General features: G+C 59.1%; 19 protein-coding genes. 14 read left to right on the top strand and 5 right to left on the bottom strand.

All coding sequences use genetic code 11. The annotated features are described in order from the left end of the window. Positions 1-70: 70 nt before the first annotated feature. The gene (dgcA, locus tag Q1K31_RS15475) at positions 71-1048 is read left to right on the top strand and encodes an N-acetyl-D-Glu racemase DgcA (RefSeq protein WP_300381528.1); all 978 of its coding nucleotides are present in this window, start codon (positions 71-73) and stop codon (positions 1046-1048) included. On the opposite strand, the gene Q1K31_RS15470 is transcribed toward dgcA, so the two are convergent. From Q1K31_RS15470 to Q1K31_RS15460, 3 genes are read right to left on the bottom strand one after another with little or no spacing between them, the layout of a single operon-like run. After that, a complete protein-coding gene (locus tag Q1K31_RS15470; protein ID WP_300381526.1) occupies positions 1045-1476 on the bottom strand; it encodes a hypothetical protein in 432 nt (143 codons plus the stop codon). The two genes, dgcA and Q1K31_RS15470, sit on opposite strands and share 4 nt — an antisense overlap. Then, positions 1473-2534, bottom strand: coding sequence for a phosphotransferase family protein (locus Q1K31_RS15465; RefSeq protein WP_300381523.1), 1062 nt, complete (start codon positions 2532-2534; stop codon positions 1473-1475). The genes Q1K31_RS15470 and Q1K31_RS15465 overlap by 4 nt, the downstream gene beginning before the upstream one ends. After that, positions 2527-3630 carry a hypothetical protein gene (locus tag Q1K31_RS15460; RefSeq protein ID WP_300381521.1) on the bottom strand — a complete coding sequence of 368 codons (1104 nt, stop codon included), beginning with the start codon at positions 3628-3630 and terminating at the stop codon, positions 2527-2529. Before Q1K31_RS15460 ends, Q1K31_RS15465 begins: the two co-directional genes overlap by 8 nt. Before the next feature lie 112 nt (positions 3631-3742). Here Q1K31_RS15460 and Q1K31_RS15455 point away from each other — a divergent pair, with 112 nt between their 5' ends. The 7 genes from Q1K31_RS15455 to Q1K31_RS15425 all read left to right on the top strand — a co-directional run bounded on the left by Q1K31_RS15455 (position 3743) and on the right by Q1K31_RS15425 (position 8260). Continuing rightward, positions 3743-4162, top strand: coding sequence for a PaaI family thioesterase (locus Q1K31_RS15455; protein WP_300381518.1), 420 nt, complete (start codon positions 3743-3745; stop codon positions 4160-4162). Between the two features lie 90 nt (positions 4163-4252). Beyond that, complete coding sequence (locus Q1K31_RS15450) at positions 4253-5767, top strand: NAD(P)/FAD-dependent oxidoreductase (protein WP_300381516.1); 1515 nt, start codon at positions 4253-4255, stop codon at positions 5765-5767. 61 nt (positions 5768-5828) lie between these two features. After that, a complete protein-coding gene (locus Q1K31_RS15445; protein WP_300381513.1) occupies positions 5829-6182 on the top strand; it encodes a DUF423 domain-containing protein in 354 nt (117 codons plus the stop codon). Next, the gene (locus tag Q1K31_RS15440; RefSeq protein ID WP_300381510.1) at positions 6179-6544 is read left to right on the top strand and encodes a hypothetical protein; all 366 of its coding nucleotides are present in this window, start codon (positions 6179-6181) and stop codon (positions 6542-6544) included. Before Q1K31_RS15445 ends, Q1K31_RS15440 begins: the two co-directional genes overlap by 4 nt. Positions 6545-6631: 87 nt before the next feature. Then, entirely contained in the window at positions 6632-7402 is a 771-nt protein-coding gene (locus Q1K31_RS15435) for an SDR family NAD(P)-dependent oxidoreductase (RefSeq protein ID WP_300381507.1), read from the top strand. Between the two features lie 4 nt (positions 7403-7406). Further along, positions 7407-7778, top strand: coding sequence for a tRNA-binding protein (locus tag Q1K31_RS15430; protein ID WP_300381504.1), 372 nt, complete (start codon positions 7407-7409; stop codon positions 7776-7778). Then, positions 7775-8260: a PaaI family thioesterase gene (locus Q1K31_RS15425; RefSeq protein ID WP_300381502.1), complete on the top strand. Its 486-nt coding sequence runs from the start codon at positions 7775-7777 to the stop codon at positions 8258-8260. The genes Q1K31_RS15430 and Q1K31_RS15425 overlap by 4 nt, the downstream gene beginning before the upstream one ends. A gap of 8 nt (positions 8261-8268) precedes the next feature. Here the strand turns inward: Q1K31_RS15425 and Q1K31_RS15420 are convergent, their stop codons facing one another. Continuing rightward, positions 8269-8538 carry an aspartate-semialdehyde dehydrogenase gene (locus tag Q1K31_RS15420; protein WP_300381499.1) on the bottom strand — a complete coding sequence of 90 codons (270 nt, stop codon included), beginning with the start codon at positions 8536-8538 and terminating at the stop codon, positions 8269-8271. A 299-nt stretch (positions 8539-8837) separates the two neighbouring features. Here Q1K31_RS15420 and groES point away from each other — a divergent pair, with 299 nt between their 5' ends. From groES to Q1K31_RS15395, 5 genes are all read left to right on the top strand, one after another. Further along, on the top strand, positions 8838-9125 hold the full coding sequence (gene groES, locus Q1K31_RS15415) for a co-chaperone GroES (protein WP_300381497.1): 288 nt from the start codon (positions 8838-8840) through the stop codon (positions 9123-9125). A gap of 57 nt (positions 9126-9182) precedes the next feature. Beyond that, positions 9183-10838, top strand: coding sequence for a chaperonin GroEL (gene groL, locus Q1K31_RS15410; protein ID WP_300381495.1), 1656 nt, complete (start codon positions 9183-9185; stop codon positions 10836-10838). A gap of 185 nt (positions 10839-11023) precedes the next feature. Beyond that, positions 11024-11728, top strand: coding sequence for a CoA transferase subunit A (locus Q1K31_RS15405; protein WP_300381492.1), 705 nt, complete (start codon positions 11024-11026; stop codon positions 11726-11728). Next, on the top strand, positions 11728-12357 hold the full coding sequence (locus Q1K31_RS15400; RefSeq protein WP_300381489.1) for a CoA transferase subunit B: 630 nt from the start codon (positions 11728-11730) through the stop codon (positions 12355-12357). Before Q1K31_RS15405 ends, Q1K31_RS15400 begins: the two co-directional genes overlap by 1 nt. Positions 12358-12422: 65 nt before the next feature. Then, positions 12423-12983, top strand: a complete 561-nt coding sequence (locus Q1K31_RS15395; RefSeq protein WP_300381485.1) for a transglycosylase domain-containing protein — start codon at positions 12423-12425, stop codon at positions 12981-12983. On the opposite strand, the gene Q1K31_RS15390 is transcribed toward Q1K31_RS15395, so the two are convergent. Then, a complete protein-coding gene (locus Q1K31_RS15390; protein WP_300381483.1) occupies positions 12937-13215 on the bottom strand; it encodes a hypothetical protein in 279 nt (92 codons plus the stop codon). The two genes, Q1K31_RS15395 and Q1K31_RS15390, sit on opposite strands and share 47 nt — an antisense overlap. A 120-nt stretch (positions 13216-13335) precedes the next feature. Between Q1K31_RS15390 and Q1K31_RS15385 the strand changes: the two genes are divergently transcribed. Beyond that, positions 13336-14439, top strand: a 1104-nt coding sequence (locus tag Q1K31_RS15385; protein ID WP_300381480.1) for an acetyl-CoA acetyltransferase, incomplete at its 3' end; no start/stop codon positions are given.

The raw sequence follows: 14439 nt of genomic DNA, 5'->3' as shown, positions 1-14439 counted from the left end.
AACACCCAACCTTCAAGGATGCCGCCGAGCACTCTGTATATTTGTACTTTATTCCTTCAGCCGAGGCCGAATGACAACCCTTCACATCGAACATGTTTCCGCTCCCCTGAGAAAAGAGTTCTCGATTTCACGCGGCGCAAAGTCATCAGCCGAGACCGTACGTGTCACACTTGAAGCCGACGGCTACAAAGGACGTGGTGAATGTGTACCGTATAACAGGTACGATGAAACAGTTGGATCGGTGACGGAAAAAGTCGAATCGATGCGATCCTTGCTGGAAAAAGGACTTGATCGGACAGCCCTCCAGGAAGAGTTACCTGCGGGCGCTGCACGTTGCGCTATCGATTGCGCCATGTGGGATCTTGAGGCCAAGCGGAGCGGGGCGCCCGTCTGGCAGCTGGCCGGCCTGCCCGAACCTGCGGCCATGCCAACAGCCGCGACCATCGTCCTGGCAAGCCCGGAAGATATGGCGCTGGAAGCCCGTGACACTGCCGGTAGCATCCTGAAGCTTAAGCTTGGCGGGCAGGATGACATGGCCCGCGTCGAAGCCGTGCATGAGGCCCGCCCGGATGCAAAGCTGATCCTCGACGCCAATGAGGGCATCGATGGCGGCACTTTCCCCGATATAGTCCGGCGCGCTGCACAGCTCGGCGTCGTGCTGATCGAACAGCCCTTCCCGGCAGGCGATGATGCGTTTCTGATGCGCCGTCCGCCGGAGGTGGCCATCTGTGCGGACGAGAGCATGCATGTGCGCGAGGACGTTCAGGAGCTAGTGCGGCTGTACGATGTGGTGAACATCAAGCTCGACAAGACGGGCGGGCTTACTGAAGCCCTCGCGGCGGCAAGAGAAGCAAAAGCCGCCGGACTTGGCATCATGATCGGCTGCATGGTCGCAGGGTCACTGAGCATGGCACCGGCTGTCCTGCTGGGTGCGCTGGCCGATGTCGTAGATCTCGATGGCCCGCTCTGGCTGAGCGAGGATATTGCCGACGGCCTCACTTACAAGAACGGCCTTGTTCATCCGCCTTCCACGGCTCTCTGGGGCTAGGCGTCCTCCTCGTCGGCACCGGCGAAAACGGGCGGACTGGGCATACGCGCCGCACTGGTCGCCAGAAGGTGCCCCCAGACCTGCTCGTTGAGGGCACGGGCCTCTTCATCATCCCGCTCTTCAAGTTCAGCCTGAAGGTCGACCAGCAAGGCGGCGAGCTCATTCCGCTTTGCAGTGAGGTCGGAAATCCTGAAGGATTCAGGCTGGGCATTCTCTACCTTCACACCTCCCGTTGAGAGAAGCGCTTCGAGCCGGGTCACCTCATGAATCAGAAGGTCTGCCTGCTTGTCCCACATTTCCCCGGCCATGACAGACATCATGCCGGACATGCTGGCATGCCCGGCCGAGTAGTCCCCCTCGAGCTTGGGAGCGACATCGGTGACAAGCTTTGCCCCGATGCGCTGGAGGATCATGCCGATATCGCTCATATCTCCACTCCATGCTTGCGGGCCAGACGGCTGGCGAGCATCAGTTCATGCGCACAATGTGTAAACCAGCCTGACCAGGCCAGGATCGGATCGTCATTCTTGCCATCGGCAAAGGCGCGCGCTGAGGTAATCCAGATGCCAAGCCCCTTCAGGTGGGCAAACAGGCTCCACCATTCGAAAGCCGCCGGATCGAATGTGCAGCCCGACGCCTCCTGCCAGGTCGCGATGGCTTCTTCCCAGGGCAGGAAGCCCGCGGCCCGCTCGGTATCGTTGCCGCACCAGAGAAGGTCTGTCGCCCAGGCAAGGTCCTCATAGGGATCGCCGATATGCGCCATTTCCCAGTCCAGGATGGCGTTGATACTGCCATGCCCGTCATGCAGGAAATTGCCGCTTCTGTAATCGCCATGCACCAGTGACAGCTTCTGCGCTGGCGGCGGCGGATTGCGGCGGAGATAGCGTATCGCGGCCTGCGCAACGGGTTGCGGCTCACGCGCATTCGTCTCGATCTCGTTTGCCCAGTAATCGAGCTCCCGTTTCCAGCAACCGTCGGCTGGCGGGGTGTCGGTTTCGTCCTGTATGGGCGCACCATCTATGTCCAGTGACGCGATCGCGCCCAGATGGCGGAAAAAAGCACGCCCGACATCTGCCCTGTGCGGCTCGACATCCTCGATACGGAAAGGGTTGAGTGCCAGTCCATCCTCAATGCGCCCCATCACGAAGAAGGGGGCGCCCAGCGGGCCGGGATCTGTTTCCAGGAACAGGGCTTCCGGGGCCGGGATGTCTGCCTTGCCAAAAGCGGTGCGGATGGCTGCGAACTCAATGCGCCGTTCGGTATCGATCAGGCTGTCCGGCGGGTCCTTGCGAAGGATAAGTCCTCTGGTCTTGGGGCCTGTTGCATCCTCATATGCGATATCGACCGAATAGGTTTCCCGGCTGGCACCGCCGTGGATACGGTTCATGGCCGTGATCCGGAGATTCTTCGCGCCCGGTATATGCGCTTCAGCGTAGGCGGTGAAACGGTCTGCGATCTCCCTGTACGCCTCTACGGGTTCAGGCATCCAGAAGCTCCTTCCAGCCGCTCTCGTCATGCGGGCCGATGAAAAGCTGCTCAAGCGCGCCAATCCCCTCGGACGCCTGTCCGTCCGGGCCTTCATGACGGACTTTGGAAATCGCCTGTATGTGGAGATTGTCCGGCTGGTTCCAGGGCATGTCGGCAGGTTTGAAATCCTCACGGCCGATCGCATATTCGCCCTTCCATGCGGCATGTCCCCATTCCGGGTGGCCATAGCCGATGCCCTTCATCTGGAACGTGCCGAGCGGTTCGTAGTGGACCTTGTGTTCACGCCCTTGTGGATCAGTGGCGGTAAGGACAGCAGACTCAACGCGCCGCGTGCCTGGCTTGAATTCCGGCTTGAAATCAGGGTTGGCCAGATGGATCAGGCCATTGGCGTCCGCCCCGTCCATGCCAAAGACCGAGCGGGTGTTCCAGCGATCGCCTTCCTGGTCCTCATTCACGTGGAAGTAAACCGCCGCGTTCGGGAAGTTCATGGGGGTCCAGATCCAGTAGAACTGGAAAGGCTTTTCCGGAACAACGGGCTGTGGGTCCTGCGCGCCGAGCGGGCGAACGCCCCAGCTGCGGTCGCGTGTGCCCCAGAATGGATCGCTGCGCAGGTCGATCGTCTCCCCATCGACCGTAATGGTGCCAGACCAGTGGCCATTCTGCGTCATGCGCGTCACATCCATCACCATGCGTGAGCCGTTGCGCCGGGTGAAACGCGGTTCCTCAACAGGAAAATGCCGCCCCTCGAAAGTCAGATCAGCAGAGATTCCTTCGGCGTCTTCGAGCTTTATGCGCACGGATTTGAGCGGCTGGAGCACCTCGATGCTCATCGGGCCAACGCGGGTATCCATCCGTTCGAAGTTGAGGATACGCGACAGGTGAACCGATCTCTGTACACCGTCTTTCACGACAGAGAACGCCCCGTCCATGATGTTGAGGTGCGGATAGACACCAAAGGCGGCCCCGAAAAAGATCGAGCCGTCCTTTGAATAGCCGTTGAAAAAGTACCGGTCGTAGAAATTGCGGTCAGACCCGGCAACCCAGACGGGCTCCGGTGTCTGGTGAATCGGATATTCGTCGCCCCAGGTGAGCATGTGGTGTGTACCTCCCTTTGCGTGACCTCTTGGCGGGCCTGTTCTCGCCCCTACAGTGAGCAAAGCAGTCGACCGGATCAATCACTGACGCTGGGGAAAAGGAAAACATCAAATGACATCAAGGGTTTCAGCCGATGAAGCGAATGCCTTCCTGCGCGAGGCCTTCGACGGGGCGCAAAGCCGCTCAGAGGTGATCCTGATGGAAGATGGCCATGCCATGATGCGCCTGAAGGCCGGCAGCGAGCACCTGCGCCCGGGCGGCTATGTCTCCGGGCCGACACAGATGACGATGGCGGACAGTGTCACTTACATGGCGATCTTCACCCGCCTCGGCATCACACCGATGACGGTGACCAGCAACCTCAACATGAACTTTCTGCGTCCCTGTATCGGAGAATCAGTGATTGCCGAGGCGAAGCTGTTGAAACTCGGCCGGACGCTGGCGGTAGCCGAAGTCGAGATCCGGGCCGAAGGCTCGGACAAGGTGGCCAGCCATGCCATTGTCACCTACTCAATCCCTCAGGAGACCTGAGACGGGACAGAACTCCTGACGCGACGTCATTGATGCGAAACGTCATATAATCCGCTTATTCTCTGGGCATAAAAAATACCCGGAGGAAGCATGGCAGAACCGCAGGAAAATAAAGTTCTCGACGTCCTGATCGTAGGCGCCGGTATTTCAGGCGTCGGCGCGGCCGGGCACCTGAGCGCCCGGTGCCCGGACAGGAAGATTGCCGTCTTCGAGGCGCGCGACAGCTTCGGGGGCACATGGAAAGTCCACACTTATCCAGGCATCCGCTCCGACAGCGATCTCTTCACGTTCGGCTATCGCGACAAGCCGTGGACCGGCCCGCCAATTGCCAGTGCCGCCGAAATTCTGGACTATATGGGCGAGTTCATCGAGGAAAACGGCCTCGACCGTCATATCCATTACAACCACAAGATCACCAAAGCGAACTGGTCATCAGCCGACAAGCTGTGGACGGTCACTTACGAGACCCCGAATGGTGAGCATAAGCTACACACCCGCTTTCTCTGGATGTGTCAGGGGTATTACGACCTCGACAAAGGCTATACGCCTGACTGGGACGGCATGGACAGCTTCACCGGCGAAGTTGTGCACCCACAGAACTGGCCTGACGATCTGGACCTCAAGGACAAGAAGGTTCTCGTCATCGGCTCGGGCGCAACAGCGGCCACACTGGTGCCCAACATTGCCGACGACTGCAAACACGTCACCCTGCTCCAGCGTTCACCAACCTATTTCGCGCCGGGGCGTAATGCCAATGAACTGGCGGATGAGCTGCGACGGCTCGAGATCGACGAGGAGTGGATCCATACCATTGTCCGCAAGAAGGTTCTGGTCGATCAGCGCGACTTCACCCAGCGCGCCAAGGATGAACCGGAGACTGTGAAATCCGAACTGCTGGAAGGCGTAAAAGCCTTCCTCGGCGAGGATTTCGACATGAAACACTTCACGCCACACTACCGGCCCTGGCAGCAGCGCATCGCCTTCGTGCCTGATGGCGATATCTTCCAGGAAATTGCCGCGGGCAAGGCAAGCGTCGTAACCGACCACATCGACCGGTTCGTGCCGGAAGGCATCCGGCTTCAATCCGGCGAAACCCTTGAAGCCGATGTCATCGTGACGGCGACGGGCTTCAATCTCTCCTTCCTGGGTGACATCCCATTCGAACTGGATGGCAGGCCCGTGGACTGGAACGAACGGCTGACCTGGCGTGGCATGATGGTCGAAGGTGTGCCGAACATGCTGTTCGTCTTCGGCTATTTCCGGGCCAGCTGGACACTCAGGGTCGATCTGCTGGGCGATTTCATGGTCCGCCTGCTTGGCCAGATGGATGAACGCGGCGCGGTGGAAGTGCGCCCGGAAGTGCCCGCCAGCGAGCGGGACATGCAAAGGCTGAGCTGGATGAACCCGGATGACTTCAATCCCGGATATCTCCAGCGTGGCGAGCACCTGATGCCCGCCCGGGCCGAGCACCCGGAATGGCAGCACACACAGGACTACTGGCACGAGAAAGACACCCTGCCCGAGATTGACCTGGATGGTGAGGCGTTCGTCTATGAAGATGAAGACGGCAATCGGGTTTCAGAACGTTCAGCCGATGCCGCCTGATGCCATCAGGGATTGGCGGACATGAACCGCTGATCCAGAATATTGTTGAAAGGTTAGCTTCATGTCGCTTGCACTCGCGGGTTCAGCTCTTGGCTTTCTGGGTGTCGCGCTCGGCGCTTTCGGCACACACGGGCTTTCATCACGCTTTACGCCTGAAACGAAAGGCTGGTGGGAGACCGCAACGCTTTACCTGCTCGTTCATGCGGTAGCCATCTTCGCGACAGGGCTGAGCGGACGCGCAGGGCTTTTCTCGACAGGCGGCTGGATCATGGTCCTCGGCGCGCTCGTCTTCTCCGGCACACTATATGCCATGGCGCTGGGCGCGCCGCGCTGGTTCGGGGCGATCACGCCACTGGGCGGGCTTGGGCTGCTGGCCGGGTGGGCGCTGTTTGCGGTGGCGGCACTCAGATCATGATTTCTGAACCAAGCCCCCTATTCCGTAGAAACCTGCTGATTGCTTCAATCGTATTTGGAACGATTGTCGCTGGTGTCTTTTACTGGTTTTTTGACTATAACAGACTGACAGACGTTTCCGGAAACATGTGTAACATCCGAGAGATGACCGCTGATGGCTGCGGCGAGATGCCGAGAAGCACGAATGGTTATGCCTATATAGGAATATTTAGTCTTGGGTCCGTCATTCCCACCGCATTGCTTGTTCTATGTCGCGTTCTGCCAGCATCCATACTGAAAGACTTCAAACTATCTGACCTTTATGTTGATAATAATTCAGTTGTTGCTCCCAAGAAATCTCCCGCCCAATCCGAAGATTCCTGACCAGGTCAACAGCAGGGGATTGGCAAGGCGCGCGGATTGAATATGGTGCGGCCAGATATTGCACACGTGAAATAAATGGAGGAAAGCATGGCCAGTCTCTTCGATATGAGCGGCAAGGTTGCGATCATTACCGGTTCATCGCGCGGCATCGGCAAGGCGACAGCCGAGCAGATGGCAGAACAAGGCGCAAAGGTCGTCATCTCGTCGCGCAAGCCCGGCCCGTGCCATGAAGTTGCCGCGGAGATCAACGCAAAGCATGGCGACGGCACGGCGATTTCGGTCCCAGCCAACATCTCCTCCAAGGATGATCTGACAAACCTCATCGAGGAGACCCGCAAGGCATTCGGCAAGATCGACGTGCTGGTCTGCAATGCAGCCTCGAACCCGTATTACGGCCCGCTCGAAGAGATCGGTGACGAAGCGTTCGAGAAGATCCTCTCCAACAACATCATTTCCAATCACTGGCTGATCCAACTCGTTGCGCCGGAGATGAAGGAACGCAAGGACGGCGCCATCGTCATCATTTCCTCGATTGGCGGGCTCAAGGGCTCCCCGGTCATCGGTGCCTACAACATCTCCAAGGCGGCGGACTTCCAGCTGGCGCGCAACTATGCGCTCGAGCTTGGACCGTACAATATCCGCGTGAACTGCGTTGCGCCGGGCCTCATCAAGACCGACTTCGCCCGCGCGCTCTGGGAGAATCCGGAGAATGCCAAGCGCGTCGAGGAAGGCACACCCATGCGCCGTATCGGCGACCCGGAAGACATTGCAGGCGCTGCGATCTTCCTGGCATCTGATGCGGGCAAGTACATGGCCGGCCAGTCGATCGTCGTCGATGGCGGCAGCGTGATCGTGTAGGCCCATGCACAAGACCGACCTTCCCGGGAACCCACCGGAAACCGAGACGGATTTCGACACGTTCAGACAGGTCGATATCCGTGTCGGCACGGTGCTGGAAGCTGCTCCTCTCGAGGGAGCACGAAAGCCTGCCTTGCGTCTCGTCATCGATTTTGGCGAGGGTGTTGGCACGAAGAAAAGCTCCGCGCAGATCACCGCACACTACACACCGGAACAGATTGTCGGGCGGCAGGTCGCCGCGGTGGTCAACTTCCCGCCACGCCAGATCGGCAAGTTCATGTCCGAGTGCCTGACGCTCGGGTTTCCCGATGCCAATGGCGACATCGTGCTGTTCTCTCCTGACAGCCCTGTTCCGAACGGAGCGCGACTCGCATGAGCGTTGAAACAGATCTCGACCAGTTCTCACCGCATTTCCGTCCCTTCATCGAGGGGATCACGACCGGCAACTGGCCGAACAAGCCAAAAGGGCTGCAGAAGCTCGGCATCATGCCCGAGCACTGGCTGAAATCCATTGAGCCCGGTCATGTGCGCTATGTCTGGCCGAATGATGGCAGCCACGACATCCAGCCCAACCGGACCTTCGGCGGCTGGGTGGGAGCCCTGTCCGATCATGTGGTCTCTATCTGCATGTTCTCTGCACTGGCAGATGGTGAGGCATTCACCACGCAGGATCTTCAGATCAAGCTCTTTCGCCCGGTGTCGCAGGGTGACATCACGATTGAAGCACGGGTCATCAACAGGTCCCGCTCCACGGGCTATGTTGAGGCGGAGTGGAAGAATGCAGACGGCAAGCTGCTGGTAAAGGTCATTGCCTGGAAAGCCATCCGCACGGTCGAGGCCATTCACGGGCCGCGCTGAAGCCAGGCTCAGTCCAGTTTCAGCTCGTCGCCGATCAGGCGGACCGAGGCCGGCTGAACCAGATCGGCATGGGCGATATTTATGGAGTGGATGACCGCTTCGATCTCGCGGCGCCAGTGATCGAGGAAACCGGCCAGACGCGGAAACTTCGGCGCCCTGTCGACCGTCTGCCAGACGAAACTCTGGAGGAGTTTCGGGAAATCGGGCCTGTAATAGATGATCTCGGCGGTCAGCAGGCCGCCTCCTGAAAGCTGCTCACGGAAGTCATCATGGGTCATGCAACAAGCCTTTCCTGCACTTGATTCATTTGCATGAGCGTGCCACCACCCCGACCGCTGTCAAGAAAAATACATATAATCAGAATGTTAGCAGCGTTCACAGTCTGCTGCCAGCAGCCATCTTGTGCAGCCGTCCGCCCTGCCCCAACTCTGTTCCAGATTTAAGCTTTCCGCCTGTTGACGCGGATGCCCCCCGTTCCTAATTCAACGGCGTTAGCAGTCCGGCAACGTGAGTGCTAATCCATTTTCACACTGCCATTCAGGCAAAGTTCAAGAAGTTCAAAAGGTAGGGAAAGTTCATGAAATTCCGTCCATTGCATGACCGCGTGCTCGTGAAGCGCGTTGAGGAAGAAGAGAAAACGGCCGGCGGGATCATCATTCCGGACAGCGCCAAGGAAAAGCCGCAGGAAGGCGAAGTCATCGCCGTCGGCAAGGGCGGCATGGGTGATGACAACGAAATCATCCCGCTCGACGTCAAGGCAGGCGACCGCGTCCTGTTCGGCAAATGGTCCGGCACCGAAGTCAAGATTGATGGTGAAGACCTGCTCATCATGAAGGAAAGCGACCTTCTCGGCGTCGTCGAGTAAGCGTCTGCGCTTGCCCTTTCCAAAAGACAAAGTCGAAATTTCCAGAGGAATACACTAATGGCTGCAAAACAGATCAAGTTCAGCACCGATGCGCGCGAGCGCATGATGAAGGGTATCGACACCCTCGCCAATGCGGTGAAGGTAACCCTCGGCCCGAAAGGCCGTAACGTCGTTATCGAGAAGTCCTTCGGCGCCCCGCGCTCCACGAAGGACGGCGTTTCCGTCGCCAAGGAAATCGAGCTTGAGGACAAGTTCGAGAATATGGGCGCACAGATGCTGCGTGAAGTTGCCTCCAAGGCGAACGATGTCGCCGGTGACGGCACCACGACAGCCACCGTGCTGGCCCACTCCATCGTGCGCGAAGGCATGAAGCGCGTGGCCGCCGGCATGAACCCGATGGACCTCAAGCGCGGAATCGACAAGGCGGCACTGGAAGTCGTCTCCGATCTTGCCCACCATTCCCGCAAGGTCAAAGAAAACAGCGAGATCACGCAGATCGGTACGATTTCCGCCAATGGCGACAAGGAAATTGGCGGCATGATCGCCAAGGCGATGGACAAGGTCGGCAATGAAGGCGTGATCACGGTCGAGGAAGCCAAGTCGCTCGAGACCGAACTCGACGTCGTTGAAGGCATGCAGTTCGACCGCGGCTATCTCAGCCCGTATTTCGTGACCAACCCGGACAAGATGAATGCGGAACTCGAAGACCCGTTCATCCTGCTCCACGAGAAGAAGCTGTCTTCCCTCCAGCCGATGCTGCCGATCCTCGAGCAGGTCGTCCAGAGCCAGCGTCCGCTGCTGATCATCGCTGAAGATGTCGACGGCGAAGCGCTTGCCACGCTGGTGGTCAACAAGCTGCGTGGCGGCCTCAAGGTTGCTGCCGTGAAAGCCCCCGGCTTTGGTGATCGCCGCAAGGCTATGCTGCAGGACATCGCTGTCCTCACCGGTGGTCAGGTCATCTCCGAAGACATCGGCATCAAGCTCGAGAACATCACGCTCGACATGCTGGGCACGGCCAAGAAGGTCGAGATCGACAAGGACAACACGACCGTCGTCGACGGTGCCGGTTCCAAGGAAGACATCGACGCGCGCGTTGCCCAGATCAAGAAGCAGATCGAGGACTCCAGCTCCGACTATGACAAGGAGAAGCTCCAGGAGCGCCTTGCCAAGCTCGCGGGCGGTGTTGCCGTGATCAAGGTCGGCGGTGCAACCGAGTTCGAAGTGAAGGAACGCAAGGACCGTGTCGACGACGCGCTCAACGCCACCCGCGCAGCTGTCGAGGAAGGTGTCATTCCTGGCGGTGGCGTTGCCCTGCTCCGGGCCGCCCAGAACATCGACGTGAAGGGCGAGAACGCTGACGAGCAGGCCGGTATCGATATCGTCCGCCGTGCCCTCGAAGCGCCGGTCCGCCAGATCTCGGAAAATGCCGGTCTCGAAGGCTCTGTCGTGGTTGCCAACATCCTCAAGGAAAAAGATCGCGGCTACGGCTTCAACGCCCAGACCGAAGAGTATGGCGACCTCTACAAGATGGGCATCATTGACCCGGCCAAGGTTGTCCGCTCTGCCCTGCAGAACGCTGCATCCGTCTCCGGCCTTCTCATCACGACGGAAGCCGGCATTGCCGAAGCTCCGAAGAAGGAAGGCGAAGGCGCCGCCGGCGGCGGCATGCCCGACATGGGCGGCATGGGTGGAATGGGCGGCATGGGCTTCTAAGGTCGGCAACGACCTGGAAGGCCACGGCAGCGGCATCCCGCCACTGCCAGCGCCAACATCCAGACACCAGAACAAGGGCGGCACTTCCGGGTGCCGCCCTTTTTCGTTGGCTGCACGAAAAATTTCAAAATTCAACAAGTGTTGAGGGTTGCATCTGCAACTGACCGTGCGTAAGGATCAGCCCCATGAGTAAGATCTACAAGACAGCCGCGGACGCCCTGGACGGCGCGTTGTTTGACGGCATGACGATCGCCGCGGGCGGCTTTGGCCTCTGCGGTATCCCCGAGCTTTCCATCGCCGCCATCGCCAAGGCGGGCACGAAGGACCTGACAGTCTATTCCAACAATGCCGGTGTCGACGGGTTCGGCCTCGGCGTTCTGCTGGAAAACCGGCAGGTCAAGAAGATGGGCTCGTCCTATGTCGGTGAGAACAAGGAGTTCATGCGCCAGTATCTCGGTGGAGAACTGGAGCTGGAGTTCAACCCGCAAGGCACGCTCGCTGAACGGATGCGCGCAGGCGGGGCCGGGATCGCGGGCTTCTACACCAAGACCGGCTACGGCACGCAGATCGGCGAAGGCAAGGAAGTGAAGGAATTTCACGGCGAGAAGTACATTCTCGAGGAAGGCATCTTCGCAGACCTCGCCATCGTGAAAGCCTGGAAGGCGGACACGACAGGCAACGCGGTCTTCCGGAAGACCGCCTGCAATTTCAACCTGCCGGCCGCCATGTGCGGCAAGATCTGCGTCATGGAAGTCGAGGAAATCGTCGAGCCCGGCGAACTTGACCCGAACCATATCCACCTGCCCGGCGTCTTCGTGCACCGGCTGGTACAGGGCCAGCATGAAAAGCGCATCGAACAGCGCACGACCCGGAAGAAGGAGACCGCCTGATGCCCTGGACACGTGAAGACATGGCCAAGCGCGCCGCGCAGGAGCTTGAAGACGGGATGTATGTCAATCTCGGCATCGGCATTCCGACACTGGTCGCCAACCACATTCCCGATGGCGTCGAGGTGACGCTGCAATCGGAAAACGGGATGCTCGGCATGGGGCCTTTCCCCTATGAGGGCGAGGAAGACCCGGACCTCATCAATGCCGGCAAGCAGACCATTACCGAACTGCCCCATACCGCCTTCTTCGACAGCGCGACAAGCTTCGCGATGATCCGCGGCGGCAAGATCAACATGGCGATCCTCGGCGCAATGGAAGTCGCGGAGAATGGCGATCTCGCCAACTGGATGATCCCCGGCAAGCTCGTGAAGGGCATGGGCGGGGCGATGGATCTCGTGGCCGGTGTGAAAAAGATCGTGGTCATCACGGACCACACCTCAAAATCCGGCGCGCCGAAACTGATCAAGGAATGCACCCTGCCCCTGACAGGCACAGGCGTCGTCAACCGGATCATCACCGATCTCGGTGTTTTCGACGTTGTGGAAGGTGGGCTTGAAATCAAGGAGATGGCCCCGGACGTCACCCGCGAGGAAATCTACGAGAAGACCGAAGCGAAGATCGTGAACTAGTTTTCAGACCGCCACTCGAGTGCCAAGTTTGCTGCCTAGATCCGTTGGAGACAGGAGGCAATTGGATGACTCGGTGGATATCGTACGTGACGATGTGTCTAATCGGCTTGTCCGTTCTCGCGCTCTTTGGCGCATACTGTCTTTTCTCAAGCCTCGCCGCTACAGCAATCCACGACTCCGGATTTACCGCAGAAAGCGAGCTGTCACAGTCGAGCGATGCCTTTCGCATAGTCAATCAGAGCTTGGGCCCTAAGGAAGCCGGTATGGACGGCCCACACCCCGTCGCCGACAGGTTGGCGCTGGAAATACATAGCGAGCAGGCGACGGCCGGCATTGGAGCCCATCTAACCCGTCTGTTTATCGCACGGCAACTTAAGCAACGTTTCGACACATCCGAGCTGACGGCGGAATGGCTAGAACATGTGTATGTAGGGTCTGGCCAGTACGGTGTTGAGACCGTCTCTCATGACGAATTCGATAAGCCTTTCGATGAGCTTACGAATAAGGAAGCGATGTTGATCGCTGCCCTGATTAAAAACCCGACCATCAGAACCTCACCCGATCGATGGAAGAAAGAAGCTACACGCCTACGCGAAGTGTATGCCCCAAATAGGCGCGACTTCTAGTCGGCTTCCAGAACGGCAAACAGCCGCCGCTCGTCTTTGCGTAATCTGACAGGGCCGGAGAGGTTCTCCAGCCTTTTTTGTCGCGCGCCATCTCGACCAGTTTGGGGTGGATATACGAGTTGCGCGCAATCGTTGTTGGGTTGCCAAGGCGGGCCGCAACGGCTTCGGAAATGCCCTTGATGCCGTCGGCGCCCTTGCGCAGTGCTTCGACCGCGGCGAGCGGGAAAGCCATGCAGCTCAAACCTCGCATCTGGCCTGCCGGTTCCCGCGTCAATTCGCGTTGCGGCATGGATTGAAAGCAGCCCCGTTCACTCTAAGAGTGCGTCTCAGAAGAGAAACAGGGAGAAGTGACATGGCAAAGGGATCGATGCCCGTACTGGTTGGCGTTGGGCAGGCGATGAGCCAGTGGGACGGCAAGAACGGCCCAGAGGGCGCGCCGTCCCCGCTCAGCCTCGCGCATAACGCTTCGCAAAATGCCCTGAAGGATGCCAGTGTCGACGCAAGCGAAATCGACGCCATCACCTTCGTACGCATCTTCGAGGACTCGGTGCCGAATGCGCCGCACCCGCATGGGCATAACACCAACCTGCCCGGTACGCTGGCACGCGACCTGAAGGCAGACGCGAAGACCCTCATCTACTCCGATGTCGGTGGCCAAAGCCCGCAGGCGCTTGCCAATGAAATGGCCGCCCGCATCCATGACGGTGAATTCGATGTCGCCCTCGTGGCCGGGTCAGAAGCCAACCGCGCCTCCAAGGGCGCGCTCAAGAATGGCGTCGAGATCAACTGGGCCGATGAGAGCCATCTGGACTATGAAGATCGTGGTCTTGGCGGCAGGATGCTCAGCCGCGCCGAAGCCAAGCATGGACTGGTGGCCCCGGCCTTCTTTTATGCCCTGTTCGAGAATGCCATCGCCGCGCGTGAGGGACGCACCAAGTCCGGCCAGCGCCAAGCCATGGCAGAACTCTTCCACCCCTTCACCAAGGTGGCAGCAGATAATCCCTATTCTCAGTTCCCCACCGAGCGCAGCGTGGATTTCCTAAAGACCCCTTCTCCGGAGAATTACGAGTTCGCCGACCCGTTCCTGAAATGGCATATCGCGCAGGATGCGGTGAACCAGGGGGCCGCAATGCTTCTCATGTCCGAGGAGAAAGCAGATGAACTCGGCGTCGCGAAAGACAAGCGCGTCTATCTTCATGGCGGCGGCGAGGCGAGCGATGACCTGATCTCCGAACGGCCGAAACTCGATGGCTCCTGGGCAATGGAAGAAGCCATTTCCCGTGCACTTGACCAGGCTGGCAAGACATCTGGCGGGATGACCTATTTCGATATCTATTCCTGCTTCCCGTGTGCTGTGTTCTCAGCCGCTCAAGGGCTCAATATTGACCCTTTCAACGATGAACGCGCCCTGACGCAGACAGGCGGACTGCCTTTCTTTGGCGGGCCAGGCAATAAC

Source organism: Henriciella sp., from assembly GCF_029936995.1.
Classification (GTDB): domain Bacteria; phylum Pseudomonadota; class Alphaproteobacteria; order Caulobacterales; family Hyphomonadaceae; genus Henriciella.
Note: the sequence above shows the minus strand (reverse complement) of the source record. Positions and strands in the feature narration are given on the sequence as shown.